The sequence below is a fragment of the Ruegeria sp. HKCCSA071 genome (assembly GCF_017872555.1).
Lineage (GTDB): Bacteria > Pseudomonadota > Alphaproteobacteria > Rhodobacterales > Rhodobacteraceae > Ruegeria.
Map to the genome: position 1 here is coordinate 528903 of NZ_JAEDOX010000001.1, position 15877 is coordinate 544779.

14 protein-coding genes are annotated in these 15877 nt (G+C 55.9%); 7 read left to right on the plus strand and 7 right to left on the minus strand.

Features of this window, described 5'->3' with window-relative positions:
- Positions 1–59 precede the first annotated feature (59 nt).
- Positions 60–2351: an ATP-binding protein gene (locus I9188_RS02620; RefSeq protein ID WP_209503882.1), complete on the plus strand. Its 2292-nt coding sequence runs from the start codon at positions 60–62 to the stop codon at positions 2349–2351.
- Positions 2352–2355: 4 nt separating this feature from the next.
- Here the strand turns inward: I9188_RS02620 and I9188_RS02625 are convergent, their stop codons facing one another.
- Positions 2356–2949 (minus strand): sulfotransferase family 2 domain-containing protein, encoded by a 594-nt coding sequence (locus I9188_RS02625; RefSeq protein WP_209503883.1) that lies wholly within the window; start codon positions 2947–2949, stop codon positions 2356–2358.
- Between the two features lie 192 nt (positions 2950–3141).
- Here I9188_RS02625 and recA point away from each other — a divergent pair, with 192 nt between their 5' ends.
- From recA to I9188_RS02645, 4 genes are all read left to right on the plus strand, one after another.
- Positions 3142–4209, plus strand: coding sequence for a recombinase RecA (gene recA / locus I9188_RS02630; protein WP_209503884.1), 1068 nt, complete (start codon positions 3142–3144; stop codon positions 4207–4209).
- A gap of 168 nt (positions 4210–4377) precedes the next feature.
- Positions 4378–7050 carry an alanine--tRNA ligase gene (alaS, locus tag I9188_RS02635; RefSeq protein WP_209503885.1) on the plus strand — a complete coding sequence of 891 codons (2673 nt, stop codon included), beginning with the start codon at positions 4378–4380 and terminating at the stop codon, positions 7048–7050.
- Between the two features lies 1 nt (position 7051).
- On the plus strand, positions 7052–7339 hold the full coding sequence (locus I9188_RS02640) for a DUF1330 domain-containing protein (protein ID WP_209503886.1): 288 nt from the start codon (positions 7052–7054) through the stop codon (positions 7337–7339).
- 411 nt (positions 7340–7750) lie between these two features.
- Positions 7751–8335 carry a transglutaminase-like cysteine peptidase gene (locus I9188_RS02645; RefSeq protein ID WP_348540316.1) on the plus strand — a complete coding sequence of 195 codons (585 nt, stop codon included), beginning with the start codon at positions 7751–7753 and terminating at the stop codon, positions 8333–8335.
- A gap of 102 nt (positions 8336–8437) precedes the next feature.
- Here the strand turns inward: I9188_RS02645 and I9188_RS02650 are convergent, their stop codons facing one another.
- The 6 genes from I9188_RS02650 to I9188_RS02675 form a co-directional block, all read right to left on the minus strand.
- Complete coding sequence (locus I9188_RS02650) at positions 8438–9139, minus strand: hypothetical protein (RefSeq protein ID WP_209599555.1); 702 nt, start codon at positions 9137–9139, stop codon at positions 8438–8440.
- A 301-nt stretch (positions 9140–9440) separates the two neighbouring features.
- A complete protein-coding gene (gene typA, locus I9188_RS02655; RefSeq protein WP_209503889.1) occupies positions 9441–11258 on the minus strand; it encodes a translational GTPase TypA in 1818 nt (605 codons plus the stop codon).
- A gap of 76 nt (positions 11259–11334) precedes the next feature.
- Positions 11335–11670, minus strand: a complete 336-nt coding sequence (locus I9188_RS02660; RefSeq protein WP_209503890.1) for an SMR family transporter — start codon at positions 11668–11670, stop codon at positions 11335–11337.
- Positions 11671–12033: 363 nt separating this feature from the next.
- Entirely contained in the window at positions 12034–13203 is a 1170-nt protein-coding gene (locus I9188_RS02665) for an HD domain-containing protein (protein ID WP_209503891.1), read from the minus strand.
- Entirely contained in the window at positions 13200–13445 is a 246-nt protein-coding gene (locus I9188_RS02670; protein WP_209503892.1) for a hypothetical protein, read from the minus strand. Before I9188_RS02670 ends, I9188_RS02665 begins: the two co-directional genes overlap by 4 nt.
- Positions 13445–14098, minus strand: coding sequence for an alpha/beta hydrolase (locus I9188_RS02675; RefSeq protein ID WP_209503893.1), 654 nt, complete (start codon positions 14096–14098; stop codon positions 13445–13447). The genes I9188_RS02670 and I9188_RS02675 overlap by 1 nt, the downstream gene beginning before the upstream one ends.
- Positions 14099–14277: 179 nt before the next feature.
- Between I9188_RS02675 and I9188_RS02680 the strand changes: the two genes are divergently transcribed.
- Together I9188_RS02680 and I9188_RS02685 are read left to right on the plus strand one after the other, a co-directional pair.
- A complete protein-coding gene (locus tag I9188_RS02680) occupies positions 14278–14736 on the plus strand; it encodes an Rrf2 family transcriptional regulator (protein ID WP_209503894.1) in 459 nt (152 codons plus the stop codon).
- Between the two features lie 51 nt (positions 14737–14787).
- Positions 14788–15867: a cysteine desulfurase family protein gene (locus I9188_RS02685; protein ID WP_209599556.1), complete on the plus strand. Its 1080-nt coding sequence runs from the start codon at positions 14788–14790 to the stop codon at positions 15865–15867.
- Positions 15868–15877 lie beyond the last annotated feature (10 nt).

The window sequence follows — 15877 nt, forward strand, 5'->3', positions numbered from 1 at the left end:
TAGGCGAGTGTTAACCAATTCTACCTGTTATTACCGCAAAACCTGTGCCCGAGCCGTTTATGCCTGACATCACTGAATTTGTTCCAGTCCCTTCAACCGCCGATACTCCATCGGTGTTTCGGATCGGGTCGTTGGTGTTTGTGGCGCTGTTGATCAGCGTGGCACCTGCGGTTGGGTTTCTGCCGTCGGATTGGACAAAAGGTTTGCTGGCAACAGGCATTTCACTGCTGGTTGTGGCGCTTTTGTTTGGGATCAAGGGGGCGATTGCAAACAGGCATTTGCAACAGATATCAGCCCTTTTTGTCGCTTTCGCAGAACGCGAGGATGTTCCGGTTGTGATCTCAAACGGGTATGGTGATATATTGGCCGCGAACGTCCTGGCCGAGAAAAAGCTGGGGGCCGTACGGGGCGAACCCCTGACCCGCTGTTTGCGCTCCAAGTTTGCCAATCCGTCGGCGATTTTACTAAGCCTGCAATCGCGGGCGCAGTCCGCGGGACGCGCCCAGAGCGAGTTTCCCGGTGGCGACCGGACCATTTCGGTTTCCGTGCATCAATTGAGGCCGGGGCTGTTCTGCTGGAGTTTCAGCTGTGTTCAACAGGAGAGTTGGCAAACCCTTGGCTTGCCGGTCATAACACTTGGACGCGAAGGTGAAATATTGCGCGTCAATGCCACGGCCGAGCGTTTGTTTGGTGCGCACCCTGCCGGGGCGCAGGATATTTTCAGCGAAGCCGAACCGCGGATCGGGGCTGTCAACGCGGTCAGGACCCGCGATGGTCATGTTCTGGCAGCCGTCTCCGTACTTTCTCAATCCGGGTCAGAGCGAAGCCTTTGTTTGCTACCGATTACGCAGAGACCCGCACAGGATGCGGTCACGTCCTTCTCTGACCTTCCGGTTCCAATCCTCAGGCTTTCCGAGGACGGCATCATCCTTGACAGTAATCGGCTGGCGGTGAAACTGTTGGGAAAGAAGCAGCTTGAAGGCAGTAATATCAGCGACATCATGCGGGGCATGGGTGGCCCTGTGCTGGATTGGTTGAAACGGACCGAAGCACATGAAGAAACGCTGCGATCCGAGTTTTTGCGGTTCATTAGGGACGACAAAGAAATATTTGTTCAAGTCACCTTGAGCCGCGTGTTTGTCGACGGAAAGATATGCCTAATCGCGGTTCTGAACGATGCAACTGAACTGAAGACGCTCGAAGCTCAATTCGTTCAGGGCCAGAAGATGCAGGCCGTAGGGCAATTGGCCGGAGGTGTTGCACATGATTTCAACAACCTGCTGACGGCCATTTCCGGTCACTGCGATCTGCTGCTGTTGCGCCATGACCAGAATGACCCGGATTACGGGGATTTGGTGCAGATCAATCAGAATGCCAACCGGGCCGCCGCGCTGGTCAGTCAGCTTTTGGCGTTTTCGCGAAAACAGACCCTCAGGCCCGAAGTGTTGGATCTGCGTGACACGATCTCGGACCTTATTCACCTGCTGAACCGGTTGGTTGGCGAGAAGGTGCAATTGACGCTGAGCCACGATCCGGTGCTCAAACCCGTGCGGGCGGACAAGCGTCAACTTGAGCAGGTGCTGATGAACCTTGTCGTTAACGCACGAGATGCCATGCCGGACGGTGGTGAAATTCGCATTGAAACCAGTGTGTTGACACTTTTGCAGCCTCTCATGCGGGACAGGGCAACCGTACAACCGGGCGATTATGTGTCAGTCAAGGTCGTGGATGGCGGTGTTGGTATCCCAGCAGATAAGCTGCAGAAGATTTTCGAACCTTTCTACACCACGAAACGAACTGGTGAAGGCACTGGCCTTGGGCTTTCAACGGCCTACGGGATCGTCAAGCAGACCGGCGGGTTCATCTTTGTCGACAGTGCGATTGGACGGGGCACCGAGTTCACTGTCTTTCTTCCGATTTGCGAGACAGCGACCCATGTCGAAGCCGAATTGCCAGTCCAGCCCGAAGCCCAGAGCACCAGACAGGGTGAGGGCGTGGTGCTGCTGGTCGAGGATGAGGCACCAGTTCGCGCCTTTGCAACGCGCGCGCTGCGACTGAAGGGTTACACCGTGCTCGAGGCGGACTCGGCGGAAGAGGCGCTTCGACTGCTTGAAGATTCCGCGTTAAGTGTCGACGTATTCGTCACCGATGTTGTCATGCCGGGAATGGACGGGCCCACCTGGGTGCGCAAGGCCAGGGAGACGCGCCCGGACGCGCGTGTGATCTTCGTGTCCGGGTATACCGAAGGCGTTTTCGGCGATACCGGTCCGGATATTGCCAACTCAACCTTTCTGCCCAAGCCGTTTTCCCTCAACCAACTGACTGAGGCCGTGTTTCAACAACTCAACTGATGGATCACATTGCGGCTTTGTGCAGCGCAAATTCTTCCGGGAAGGCATTTCGAAACTTCTGTTCGGTCGCAGGTGACAGATGCAAATCTCCCGGAGGCGAAACGTTTTCGCGCTTCAGGTCGATCTGCATGTCCAGACGTGTTTGCAGAAAGCCCAACACCTTGTCTTGATGCTCGTATTTGAAGATATGACGAGCGCCAGAACTGTCGTTGCGAGTAAGGAAGAATTGCGCCTGGCTGCCGACATTGGCGAACTCGGGACGTGTGTCCAGCAAATAGGCTTGCACGAATGCGTCAAAACTCATGTCACGTGTCGAGCGCGGTTGACCTATCAAGTCTTCACGACTGCGAAACCGGTACCAGCTGCCCAACCAATCCAACGGCTCGCGCACAACGGCCATAATTTCCATCTCGGTATCAAACAGTTTTCGAAACATGGTCTGGAAAAACCGGTCATACCGACGCACCGGGGCGTGTTTCAGCTCAGGTGGATGTGTCACGATGAGATCGGCCCGGTCACGCAACGCCGTGTGATAAGCCGTGCTTCCGGTCTTGGGGACTGAAAGAAAAGCAAGTCGTTCTTTATAAAAAACAAGCATTTATCGGTTCTCAAGGTTGCCATGTTACTTGTGCAGATTGTCGTAAACGACTCTTTAACACAATTGCAGAAGACTGATTTCTGTAAGTTTTAGTTGAAATGTTCTCTTTTTGATCTCATAAGGAACAAGAGGCGAACAAGGCAGCGATTGCCGCCCGATTAAGGGTGTGACAAAAGGGAAGGCGACAGGACAATGGCGGATCTTCTGACAATGAGCGACAAGAAAAACGCAGACAAGCAAAAGGCGCTCGACAGTGCGCTGGCCCAGATCGAACGGCAGTTCGGCAAGGGGTCGATCATGAAGCTGGGCGAAGATGCCCGGCAGGACATCGAGGCGAGCTCGACCGGGTCGCTGGGTCTGGATATCGCGCTGGGTATCGGCGGGCTGCCGATGGGGCGTATCGTTGAAATTTACGGGCCTGAGAGCTCGGGCAAAACCACTTTGACCCTTCATTGCATTGCTGAGCAGCAAAAGCGGGGTGGAGTTTGCGCGTTCGTGGATGCAGAACACGCACTGGACCCGCAATATGCCCGAAAGCTGGGTGTTGATCTGGATGAGCTCCTGATCTCGCAGCCCGATACCGGTGAGCAGGCGCTTGAAATTACGGATACACTGGTGCGCTCGGGCGCGGTCAACATGGTTGTTGTCGACTCGGTCGCTGCCCTGACGCCGAAATCGGAACTCGAAGGGGACATGGGCGACAGCAGTGTCGGTGTGCAGGCCCGGCTGATGAGCCAGGCGATGCGCAAACTGACCGGCTCGATCAGTCGCTCGAACTGCATGGTCATCTTTATCAACCAGATTCGGATGAAGATCGGCGTGATGTTCGGCAGCCCGGAAACCACAACCGGTGGCAATGCGCTGAAATTCTACAGCTCGGTTCGGCTGGATATCCGCCGGATTGGCGCGATCAAGGATCGGGACGAAGTTGTCGGGAACCAGACCCGCGTCAAAGTTGTGAAGAACAAAGTCGCACCGCCGTTCAAGCAGGTCGAGTTCGATATCATGTATGGCGAAGGCATCTCGAAGATGGGCGAATTGCTGGATTTGGGTGTTAAAGCTGGTGTTGTCGAAAAGTCCGGGTCCTGGTTCAGCTATGGTGATGAGCGGATCGGGCAGGGGCGTGAGAACGCCAAACAATACCTGCGGGAAAACAGCCGGGTGGCGCTGGACATCGAAGACAAGATCCGCGCGGCGCATGGGCTGGAATTCGATATGTCGCCAGGCGTTACCGAGGATGACGATATTCTGGAGGCCTGATGTCCTGAGGTGGGTACCCCTGACATCTGCGCAAAGACTGTAACACTTGAAACAAGGCGGCCTGATCGGGTCGCCTTGTTTCGTTCCCGAGTGCCTCTGCTGTGGACACTCACCTGACGGGGGGCTAAACCAACGGAGACCAAGATATATGTGCGCCGAGAGAGCCCTATGCCAACCCTGAACGACATCCGATCGACTTTTCTGAACTACTTTGAAAAACAAGGGCATGAGGTCGTCGCGTCCAGCCCGCTGGTGCCGCGCAATGACCCGACGCTGATGTTCGTGAACTCAGGTATGGTGCAGTTCAAGAACCTGTTCACCGGTCTGGAAACCCGCGATTACAAACGCGCCACTACGGCGCAGAAATGTGTGCGTGCGGGTGGCAAGCACAACGATCTCGACAATGTTGGCTATACGGCGCGTCATCATACGTTTTTTGAGATGCTGGGAAACTTCTCATTCGGGGATTATTTCAAACATGAAGCGATCCCATTTGCCTGGGAACTGATCACCAAGGAATTCGGTATCGACAAGACCCGCCTGTTGACGACCGTCTACCACACGGATGATGAAGCCTTTGAAATCTGGAAAAAGGTCGGTGTGCCCGAGGACCGGATCATTCGTATCGCCACCAATGACAATTTCTGGCAGATGGGTCCGACCGGACCTTGCGGCCCGTGCACCGAGATCTTCTATGATCACGGCGATCACATCTGGGGTGGCCCTCCGGGATCACCCGAGGAGGATGGCGACCGGTTCATCGAAATCTGGAACGTCGTTTTCATGCAGAACGAGCAGTTCGAAGATGGCTCGATGGTCGAGCTTGACATGCAGTCCATCGATACCGGTATGGGGCTCGAACGGATTGGGGCGCTGTTGCAGGGCAGTCATGACAATTATGACACCGACCTGTTCAAGACCTTGATTGAGGCTTCGGCAGACGCGACCGGTGTCGACCCCTATGGCGACCAGAACGTGCATCACAGGGTGATCGCGGATCACCTGCGGTCGACCTCGTTCCTGATTGCAGACGGTGTGATGCCCAGCAATGACGGCCGCGGATACGTTCTGCGCCGGATCATGCGCCGCGCCATGCGCCATGCGCACCTGCTGGGCGCAAAGGATCCTGTCATGCATCGCCTGGTGCCTACGCTGGTGCAGCAGATGGGTGGGCATTATTCTGAACTGAAACAGGCGCAACCGCTTATCGAAGAGACGCTGCTGCTGGAAGAAACCCGGTTCAAGCAGACACTGGACCGTGGTCTGAAGTTGCTGGATGATGAGGTTTCGGGGCTTTCCGAGGGGGCGCCCCTGTCAGGTGAAGCAGCCTTTAAGCTTTACGACACTTATGGCTTCCCACTGGATCTTACGCAGGATGCGCTGCGTGAAAAGGGCCTGAGCGTTGACACGGACGGTTTTGATACCGCGATGGCCGAACAAAAGGCCAAGGCACGTGCCGCATGGGCCGGGTCAGGTGAAGCAGCGGATCAGGTCGTATGGTTCGATGTTCTGGATGCAGCCGGTGCGACGGATTTCCTGGGCTACGATACTGAGAAAGCCGAAGCGCAGGTTGCCGCCCTCGTTGTTGATGGTTCGCTGGTCGACAAGATCGACGCGGGCAGCAGCGGTTGGGTCGTCGTGAACCAGACCCCGTTCTATGGAGAGGCCGGTGGTCAGGTCGGTGATACTGGCGCGTTGCGTCGGCTGGAGGATCGCGATCACCTGAGCCGCGTGGAGGACACGAGGAAGTTTGCCGACGGCAAGGTCTATGCTCATAAGGTGGCGGTTCAAAGCGGAGTCATTTGCAAGGGCGACGCGGTAGAGCTTGAAGTTGATCACGCCCGCCGTTCCGCCATTCGCGCCAACCATTCGGCCACGCACCTGCTGCATGAAGCGTTGCGCGAAACGCTGGGTGATCACGTGGCGCAGCGCGGCTCGCTGAACGCGGCGGATCGTTTGCGGTTTGACTTCAGTCATTCCAAAGCGCTGAGCCTGGAGGAAATTCAAAAAGTCGAACGTGAGGTGAACGATTTCATCCGCCAGAATTCGATCGTTGAAACCCGGGTCATGACACCTGACGACGCGCGCGCATTGGGCGCGCAGGCCTTGTTCGGCGAGAAATATGGTGACGAGGTTCGTGTCGTCTCCATGGGCAAGGCGCCAACAGGCAAAGGCCATGAAGGCGATACATGGTCGATAGAACTCTGTGGCGGCACACATGTGCGCCAGACAGGTGATATCGGCACCTTTGTTGTGTTGGGTGACAGCGCCAGCAGTGCAGGTGTGCGTCGGATCGAAGCGCTGACCGGGGGTGAAGCCTTCCGCTATCTTTCAGCTCAGGATCAACGTCTGGCTCAGGTGGCATCGGAACTGAAAGCGCAACCGGACGACGTGGTGGCGCGCGTGAAAAGCCTTCTGGACGAACGCAAGGCCTTGCAGAACGAAGTGGCTCAGTTGCGCCGGGATTTGGCTATGGCTGGCGGGGCCGGTCAGAGCGGTGGTGCCGAGGCGCGGGATGTAAACGGTGTGAAATTCCTGGCACAAGCGCTCAGCGGTGTTTCAGGCAAGGACCTTCCCGCGTTGATCGACGAACACAAAAGCCGCCTTGGATCGGGTGCGGTGTTGCTGATTGCGGATACGGGCGGCAAGGCGGCCGTTGCGGCTGGTGTGACAGAAGACCTGACCGGACAGATTTCGGCGGTGGATCTTGTCAAAGCTGCGGTAATCGAGTTGGGCGGAAAAGGCGGCGGCGGTCGTCCTGATATGGCCCAGGGCGGCGGCAAGGATGCATCAAATGCAGATGCGGCAATCAAGGCCGCACAACAGGTTTTGGGAGGATAATATGGCTGCTCTTTGGATTGCGCATGTCACGGTGACGAACACTGAGGCTTACGGCAAATACGCGGAACTGGCCGGACCGGCCATCGCCAAGCACGGGGGCGAGTTTATCGCCCGTGCTGCACGGTACGTTCAGCTGGAAGGTAAGGAACGTCCACGAAACGTAGTGGCGCGCTTCCCAACGCTGGAGGCTGCGGTTGAATGCTATCACTCGGATGAGTACCAGCAGGCCCTGAATCACGCGCGTGGAGCAAGCGAACGTGAACTGGTTGTGGTGGAAATCACCGAGTGACATTCGGGGCTTGCTTCCAAGGCACTGATATTTCCAAGAAAACCGGCAGTGAATGAGCAAGATTCGGCTTATGTCATGTTTGATTGATACTGATTAGCCCGCGACAGCGGGCTGTTTTTTGCTTAATTGATTTAATTCAATCACTTATCCTTCAATGCTCCTGTTCTGTTGAATGGTTCCTGGCCGAATTGTGGCCCCGCCAACAAAATTCTTACGTGAAATTGTCAGATTCTCGGACGAATTTCTGCCCTGTTTCCTTTGCAAGGTCTCAAAAGATTGCGCGTAACACCTGATCACAGATAGTTTCAAGAAACAGAATGTGGTGCAGGTGGCCATGTAATCATTCGAAGAACATCGGATCGGGGAACTCGCATGATTTCATTAGCGAATTTAACCAAGAGGTGTGTTTCCGTGCCTGTATCGGTTGCGGCGCGTGCATTGGGTATCTGCGCCGTGTGCATCGGTGGCTTGGCTTTAGCACCTGCTGCCCACGCTTCCGACGGTGTCTTTATTCCATTCATCGCGTCTTCGCCACCGCCTTCAGGTGCAATCAACCTTTGCAGCCAGTATGACTGGGCTTGCGCCGCTAAACGCTCGGTCAAACTTTCCAGCCAGCAAGAACTGAAGGTGGTAAATCAGGTGAATCGCCGCGTAAACGCGTCGACCCGTGAAGTTACAGATCAGTCCCAGTATAAAATGCGAGAGCGATGGGCGCTGCCAACATCCAGAGGCGGTGACTGCGAAGACTTTGCTTTGTTGAAGAAAAGAGATCTGATCCATGCCGGGGTTGATCCAAGAAAGCTTTTGATTGCAACCGTACTGGACACACGTCGGACACCTCATGCGGTTCTGGTTTACCGTTCGGCACAGGGCGACCTGATTCTGGATAATCTTACAAACCGGATCAAACCCTGGACAGCTACGCGCTACCTGTTTTTGCGAATGCAGAATCCGAAGCGGCCCAGTCAATGGGTTGGCGTTTACGGACGCAGCTGATATCAGCGAAGAACTATGTGTTGTCGTAGGCGCAGCGGTAATCTGCGCCTGACAGTGCTGTCGATAACCTGACGTTCGGAAAGGGAAATCCGGACGTTTTTCTTATCGGCGCTCTCTATTCCCGAGGCCACGGCCAGCGGAGTTTTTGCCATCAAATGCGCTCCGCATTCCTTGGGCGCGTTCGTTGACTTGCTGCTCCATATTCTTGGGCTCTTCACCACCGGGCTCTTCACCACCGGGCTCTTCACCACCGGGCTCTTCACCACCGGGCTCTTCACCACCGGGCTCTTCACCACCGGGCTCTTCACCGCCGGGCTCTTCACCACCGGGCTCTTCACCACCGGGTTCTTCACCACCGGGCTCTTCACCATCGGGTTCTTCACCACCGGGCTCTTCACCACCGGGCTCTTCACCACCGGGTTCTTCACCACCGGGTTCTTCACCCCCGGTTGGGTTACCACCGCCGCCATTGGAGGTCGTGCCGTTTTCCTGGGAAGGTCCGTCTCCAGATCTCTGGTCTGAGACACCGATCGATGCGGTCGGGAAGTCACTCAGCAGGCCCGCCAGCGGGGCGCATTCTGCACCTACGCGCGCCAGTATCTGATCGAAGTCATGGCGACGTTGAATATAGCGGATCATGCCGGATGTCACGGCATCGCATTCGCACAAAACCTGAGCGGACGCAGCGGATTGCCGCGCTGTTGCAACTGTACATGTCCCAGCGGCAAAGGTTTCACCGGCAGGTGAAAGCAGAAAAGTTGTCGCAATAAAAAACAGCGGAAACTTACGAGCTCTATTACCCATTTTGAACTCCTTGGAACTCGATAACTAAACTTCGTCCTTCTATGCACCATTCCCGTGTCGGTGTTTGTGAAGGACGTCACACTTCTGACGTGTTTTGACCATAATTTGAGGGCGCCTACAATATCTTGTTGGTGAGGTTTGTGTCAGAAACCTTCAACCATATGGAGAAAACTGTTATTTTTCAAATAAAAACCGGGCAGTGAGCCCGGTTTTTCTGATTTCGTCCTTTGTCGAATTGGAAGCAAATTTGCCACACTAATGCCATTGTTTCCGTTTGGTCAGTTTGCAACCTGAGGGTGTTCTAGGCAGATTTGGCCATCCGCTTACGCTCGTGCGGGTCAAGAAAACGCTTCCGCAGACGCACCGCGTTTGGTGTGACTTCCACAAGTTCGTCATCGTCGATATAGGCAATTGCCTCCTCCAGTGAGAACTGGATATGCGGCGTCAGGCGGACCGCGTCGTCGGATCCACTGGCGCGTACGTTTGTCAACTTCTTGCCTTTGAGCGGGTTCACTTCCAGATCGTTGTCGCGCGAGTGTTCGCCGATCACCATACCCTGGTACACGTCTGTTTGGGGACCAACAAACATGCGGCCACGCTCTTCCAGGTTCCACAGCGCATAAGCCACGGCCTGACCTTTCTCCATCGAGATCAGAACACCTGCGCGACGGCCCGGAATCTGCCCCTTATGTGGCGCCCAGTCATGGAACACGCGGTTAAGTACACCCGTACCGCGCGTGTCGGTCAGGAATTCGCCATGGTAACCAATCAGACCGCGGGACGGGACATAGGCGATGATCCGCGTCTTGCCCGTACCGGCTGGGCGCATCTCGACCAGTTCACCCTTACGTGCGCCGGTAACCTTTTCAATTACGGAACCAGAATATTCGTCATCCACGTCAATGGTAACTTCTTCGATGGGCTCAAGCCGCTGCCCGTCTTCTTCACGGAACAGAACCTGCGGGCGCGAGATGCTGAGCTCAAAGCCTTCTCGGCGCATATTCTCGATCAGAACACCCATTTGCAACTCGCCGCGGCCCGCAACCTCGAACGCCTCACCGCCGGGGGTGTCGGTGACACGGATGGCGACGTTCGACTCGGCTTCCTTCATCAGGCGGTCACGAATGACGCGAGATTGAACTTTTTTGCCGTCACGGCCTGCCAGCGGAGAATCATTAATACCGAAGGTCACGGTAATGGTCGGTGGATCGATGGGCTGCGCGGGCAGGGCCTCAGTGACCTGAGGGGCAACCAGCGAATCCGCTACGGTGGCTTTGCTCATGCCAGCGATGGTCACGATGTCGCCTGCTTCGGCCACGTCAATGGGCTGTTGAGCCAGGCCCCTGAACGCCAGGATTTTCGTGGCGCGGAAGTTTTCGATGACCGAACCATCGCGGCTGAGCGCCTTGAGGCTGTCGCCAGCCTTCAGCGTGCCGCTTTCCACACGACCGGTCAGGATACGACCGATGAAGGGATCGCTGCCCAATGTTGTGGCCAGCATGCGGAAGGGTTCATTTTTGTGATCGACCTGCTTCGGGGCAGGGACATGATCGACGATCAGGTCGAATAGCGCGCTCAAGTCCTTGCGGGGGCCGTCCAGCTCCATATCCGCCCAGCCCGAACGACCCGAGGCGTACATTGAAGGGAAATCCAGCTGGTCGTCATCCGCGCCGAGATTGGCGAACAGGTCAAAGCATTCGTCCAGTGCGCGGTCAGGTTCGGCGTCCGGCTTATCGACCTTGTTCAGAACCACGATCGGGCGTAGGCCCAGCGCCAGTGCCTTGGACGTTACAAACTTGGTCTGGGGCATCGGGCCTTCTGCGGCGTCCACCAACAGAACAACACCGTCGACCATGCTGAGAATGCGCTCGACCTCGCCACCGAAATCGGCGTGGCCAGGGGTGTCGACGATATTGATGCGCGTGTCTTTCCATTCAACCGACGTGGCCTTGGCCAGGATGGTGATGCCGCGTTCTCGCTCCAGATCGTTACTGTCCATGGCGCGTTCTGCGACAGCCTGATTTTCCCGGAATGCACCGGATTGTTTGAGCAGCTCGTCCACCAGGGTCGTTTTGCCGTGGTCCACGTGAGCGATGATTGCGATATTGCGCAGGTCCATGAGAGGTCAGCCTTTGAACGGAAAGTTGCCGCGCGCATAACGCGGCGCGGCAAAATATACCAGCCCTAACCGGCCTTCAGTGCCCGGCAGTCTTTGAAAAGAGGTGAATGATCAGGATTCCCGCCAGAATCATCGCCAATCCGACAATTGCCGGCCAATCCAAACGCTGACCGAAAACGACAAAACCGATGAGCGCGATCAGAAAGATGCCTAGTCCGGACCAAATAGCATAGACAATGCCGACAGGCATGACCTTCAACGTCATCGCCAAAAGGTAGAATGCAAACGCGTACCCAACGATAACGATCACGGATGGCCAGAACCGCGTAAACTGCTGGCTGGCTTGCAGGGCCGTTGTGCCAATGGTTTCAGCCAGCACAGCCAGCAACAGATACAGATAAGCTTGGGGCATTTGAATACCTCGGAAAAGGGTGCGTCGGGTGGCTTGAGAGCGATTTGTGTGAGTGAAATACGCGGGCCGTCATGTTGTCTACAAGATTACCTTGGGTCAGGTATACCTGACTGTTTTTTCAGTCGAATGAAGGTAATATTCGCCGTATATTTTTTCATTTTGTTAACGAGTTTTGAGCGATGACGTTATTTGCGAAATCAATCATATTTGCTTCGGGTCTGATAGTGGCGATTGGGTGGCTTGCTGACGGGGGGTCCGTCGAAGTGAATGCAGCCAACTTGGTTCAACAGTTTGATGGTAGTAGTGTTTTTTGAACGCCGCTAGAAACCGAGCAAGAAAGAAGGAGCCTTCAGGCTCCTTTTTTTATGCTTGAGGATCGGTTGTTTTGCCATTTTCGAAATGCGCAACCAGTTGCGGTTGCAGCCAGTCCCACAGCTGAGGCGCTCCCGCTGCAATAGCTGGTCGGACACGCGTTACAATCTGGTCGAATTTCACTTTGTATTCGACCCATGAGCCGCCACCTGTTTCCAGATTTGCTATGGGTGTCTGAAAGCGGTCAACAGCCTTTGCAAACCTGGCTTCTGCGGTCTCAGCTGCCTCAAACTCGTGCCAAAGTTCAGTAAATGGCCTGTGTTGACAGTCAGGCAAAAGGCCAAACAATCGCTTGGCGGCGGCCTGTTCTTTGGCTTCCTGTTCCGCGTGGTCGACATGTCCGTGGATCGGGTGGTCGCCCGCGTCGATTTCGACAACATCGTGCAAAAGCAACATCTGGAGGGTTCGGTCCACTTGAACATCCGAATGCGCGTATTCCGACAATACCCATGCGTAGAGCATGACATGCCACGAATGTTCAGCCGAATTCTCGAACCTGTCACTGGCCATCAGGCGTGAGGCGCGCAGAACGGATTTCAACTGGTCCGCTTCTGTGAGAAATGCCAATCTTTTCGTGAATGCGTCATCCTGAGGGGCCGAGTTGGTCAAGAGGTTAGTGGCATGCTGGTGGGCCATTGGAAACGTATGGGCCAGATACGCTGCGCGCCCGTCTGCCAGATTTGACCGCGCAATCTCCACATGATCCTCTCGTGGGTCGGTGGCGCACAGAACCTGAAACAGCGGCTGGCAGCGATCCAGAATCTTGGCAAACCGGGCATCCGGGGTTTGGTCCGCCTCGAATTCGTGCCAGAGTGAAAGAAATTCCTGCGCTTGTTCGTCGGGCAACAGGCCAAACAATTCCTGTGCGGCAGCCTGTTCAGCCTCGGCCACGGTGTCCCAATCCGTGTTGAGGTGAATCGGGTGATCACCTGTCACGATCTCAACCAGATCATGCAGTAGCAACATGCGGATGACCCGGTCGACCGAGATGTCCGGCCCGGCCAGCGGTGCCATGACCATTGCCCACAAAGCCAAGTGCCAGCTGTGTTCAGCAGAGTTTTCGGGCCTTGACTGGTCAAGCAGGACATTTGCCCGCTCGACCAGTTTCAGATTGTCGGCCCGTTTCAGAAATGCGACCTGCGCAGCCAGGTGATCGGTCATTGCTTTTCAATCGCCTTGAGTTTCGCGCGATGCGTGGCGAGGCGCTTGATCACGAATTGTCTGGCCTTGCGTTCGGCCAGACGCACGCGGATTTCCGTCAGAAAAGCCTCTTCCAGTGATTGCGACGCCGCACCAAGCACTTCACCTACCTCCACGAAGAACCGGTCTTCGCCAGTTTCGTCCATGACCTTCATCGTATCTTCGGCCAGTTTGGCCGCGAGCGATGTGATGGTGTCGGACATTAGCGGGTGTTCTCGGTCAGCCGACGTTTCACATAGTCGCTGACATCTGTGATCAGCGTGTCCATGTGGCGTTCCTGGAAGAAATGATCCGCGCCCTCAACCTCGTTATGGGTGATTGTGATTCCTTTTTGCTCGTGCAGCTTGTTGACCAGCGCGGTGGTATCCGCTGGTGGTGCCACACGGTCAGCCGATCCGTTGATGATCAGACCCGAAGACGGGCAGGGCGCAAGGAAGGAAAAGTCATACATGTTGGCAGGCGGTGACACGCTAATGAAACCCGTGATTTCGGGGCGGCGCATCAGCAACTGCATTCCAATCCACGCCCCAAACGAAAAGCCCGCAACCCAGCAGTGTTTCGAGTTGTTGTTCATGGATTGCAGGTAATCCAGCGCAGATGCCGCATCGCTCAGCTCGCCTACGCCCTGATCATATTCGCCCTGGCTGCGACCGACGCCGCGGAAGTTAAAGCGCAGCACGGTGAAGCCCATGTTGTAAAAGGCATAGTGCAGGTTATAGACCACCTTGTTGTTCATAGTCCCGCCGAACTGAGGATGCGGGTGAAGCACGATAGCGATCGGTGCGTCTTTTTCCTTTTGCGGGTGGTAGCGGCCTTCCAGGCGGCCTTCGGGTCCGGGAAAAATCACCTCGGGCATGTGTGCTTTGGTCCTGTCATTTTCGTGCGGGTATCCGGATATACTTGACTATAATCGTCGGACACCTTAGAACGGTTCTAATTACATTGCTTGGCGCAATCGCGCTGTCAGTCGGAGATACGCACTGGCAGCGTCGGCGTCAATGATTTCGCGCAGATCCGGCTAAAAGGGGGCAGGGAATGAAGCTTTCGACCAAAGGGCGTTACGCAATGGTCGCTGTGGCGGATATTGCGCTTCAGCCAACAGACCGGCTGGTAACCCTGGGCGAAATCTCGGAACGGCAGGACATTTCTCTGCCGTATCTTGAGCAGCTCTTCGTCAAGCTGCGTCGCGCGGAACTGGTTGCATCAGTCCGTGGGCCCGGTGGAGGGTATCGTCTTGCACGTCCCGCCTCCGAGATTCGCGTGGTCGAGGTTCTTGCGGCCGTGGATGAGACGGTTGATGCCCTGCAAAAAGGGGCCGGAGCATCCGGTGCGTCATCGGGCAGCAGGGCGCAATCCTTGACGAACCGCTTGTGGGAAAGCCTAAGCGCGCATGTTTATGTCTTTTTGCATCAGACGCGCCTGTCGGATGTGATCAGGAACGACCTTGCGCCTTGCCCGGCAGTTCCAAGCCTGTTTTCCGTCGTGGATGAATGAGCTGGGTAAGTCGAACATGCATATGAGTTCCGTGCGGGAAAAGATGTATCCATGAAACGTGTTTATCTGGATCATAACGCGACCACGCCGCTGCGACCCGAAGCACGCGAAGCGATGATCACGGCGATGGATGTGGTCGGGAACCCGTCATCTGTTCATGCAGAAGGGCGTGCCGCAAAAGCGTTGGTTGAATGTGCGCGGGCGCAGGTCGCCGATGCCGTCGGTTGCCGTCCGCAAGAGGTCATATTTACCTCTGGCGCGACCGAAGCGGCGCGGGTTCTGCAAAACCGCCCCGAAGGCTGCGACGTATTTGTCGACAGCACCGCCCACGATGCGCTATGGTCGCATTTCGACTTGACCCATTGCAGCGAGCATCCCTTTGGCCCTGGGCACATAATGGCGATGGGGCTTGCGAACTCCGAGACTGGAGTCATCACGAAGCCGCCACAGAAAGTCGAGAACCAGTGGCCCTATGGCGCGCGGCGCGCTGATTGGCTGTTGCTTGATATTACGCAGGTTGTCGGACGCATTCCGTTTTCTTTTGCCTGGAGCGGCGCAGATATGGCGATCCTGTCGGCGCACAAGATTGGCGGGCCAAAAGGTGTTGGCGCTTTGATCCTGCGGCAAGGTATCGATATCGAACCTTTGGCCAGCGGCGGCGGTCAGGAGTTGGGGCGAAGATCCGGAACTGAAAATGTGGTGGGTATCGCCGGATTTGGCGCGGCTGCCGAAGCTGCTCAGCGCGATCTGGCTGATGGAGTATGGGAAAAAGTCAGAGAACTTAGAAATATTCTAGAAAACGCCCTTGAGGCTGGTTCAATATCTACTATTTTTGTCGGGAAAGATCAGGAGCGACTCCCGAATACCCTGTGTTTCGCGACGTCCGGCTGGAAAGGCGAAACGCAGGTGATGCAGATGGATTTGTCGGGCTTTGCCATCAGTGCGGGATCCGCCTGTTCCAGCGGCAAAGTTAAAACCAGTCGGGTTCTGACAGCAATGGGATTTGATGAGACGGTGGCGTCATGCGCAATCCGCGTATCGTTGGGGCCAGAGACGACTGAAGAAGATGTGCTGCGTTTCGCCGAAACGTGGCTTGAAAAAGAGAAAAAGCATCGCGCGCGGGCTGCGTGATCTGACGGAG

What these genes read in the sequence shown, in the direction of transcription:
- alaS (WP_209503885.1), top strand. Translation starts at nt 4,378, where the DNA reads ATGCCAACCCTGAACGACATCCGATCGACTTTTCTGAACTACTTTGAA.
- I9188_RS02640 (WP_209503886.1), top strand. Translation starts at nt 7,052, where the DNA reads ATGGCTGCTCTTTGGATTGCGCATGTCACGGTGACGAACACTGAGGCT.
- I9188_RS02680 (WP_209503894.1), top strand. Translation starts at nt 14,278, where the DNA reads ATGAAGCTTTCGACCAAAGGGCGTTACGCAATGGTCGCTGTGGCGGAT.
- I9188_RS02670 (WP_209503892.1), bottom strand. Translation starts at nt 13,445, where the DNA reads ATGTCCGACACCATCACATCGCTCGCGGCCAAACTGGCCGAAGATACG.
- I9188_RS02620 (WP_209503882.1), top strand. Translation starts at nt 60, where the DNA reads ATGCCTGACATCACTGAATTTGTTCCAGTCCCTTCAACCGCCGATACT.
- I9188_RS02675 (WP_209503893.1), bottom strand. Translation starts at nt 14,098, where the DNA reads ATGCCCGAGGTGATTTTTCCCGGACCCGAAGGCCGCCTGGAAGGCCGC.
- I9188_RS02650 (WP_209599555.1), bottom strand. Translation starts at nt 9,139, where the DNA reads ATGGGTAATAGAGCTCGTAAGTTTCCGCTGTTTTTTATTGCGACAACT.
- I9188_RS02665 (WP_209503891.1), bottom strand. Translation starts at nt 13,203, where the DNA reads ATGACCGATCACCTGGCTGCGCAGGTCGCATTTCTGAAACGGGCCGAC.
- I9188_RS02685 (WP_209599556.1), top strand. Translation starts at nt 14,788, where the DNA reads ATGAAACGTGTTTATCTGGATCATAACGCGACCACGCCGCTGCGACCC.
- I9188_RS02660 (WP_209503890.1), bottom strand. Translation starts at nt 11,670, where the DNA reads ATGCCCCAAGCTTATCTGTATCTGTTGCTGGCTGTGCTGGCTGAAACC.
- I9188_RS02625 (WP_209503883.1), bottom strand. Translation starts at nt 2,949, where the DNA reads ATGCTTGTTTTTTATAAAGAACGACTTGCTTTTCTTTCAGTCCCCAAG.
- recA (WP_209503884.1), top strand. Translation starts at nt 3,142, where the DNA reads ATGGCGGATCTTCTGACAATGAGCGACAAGAAAAACGCAGACAAGCAA.
- typA (WP_209503889.1), bottom strand. Translation starts at nt 11,258, where the DNA reads ATGGACCTGCGCAATATCGCAATCATCGCTCACGTGGACCACGGCAAA.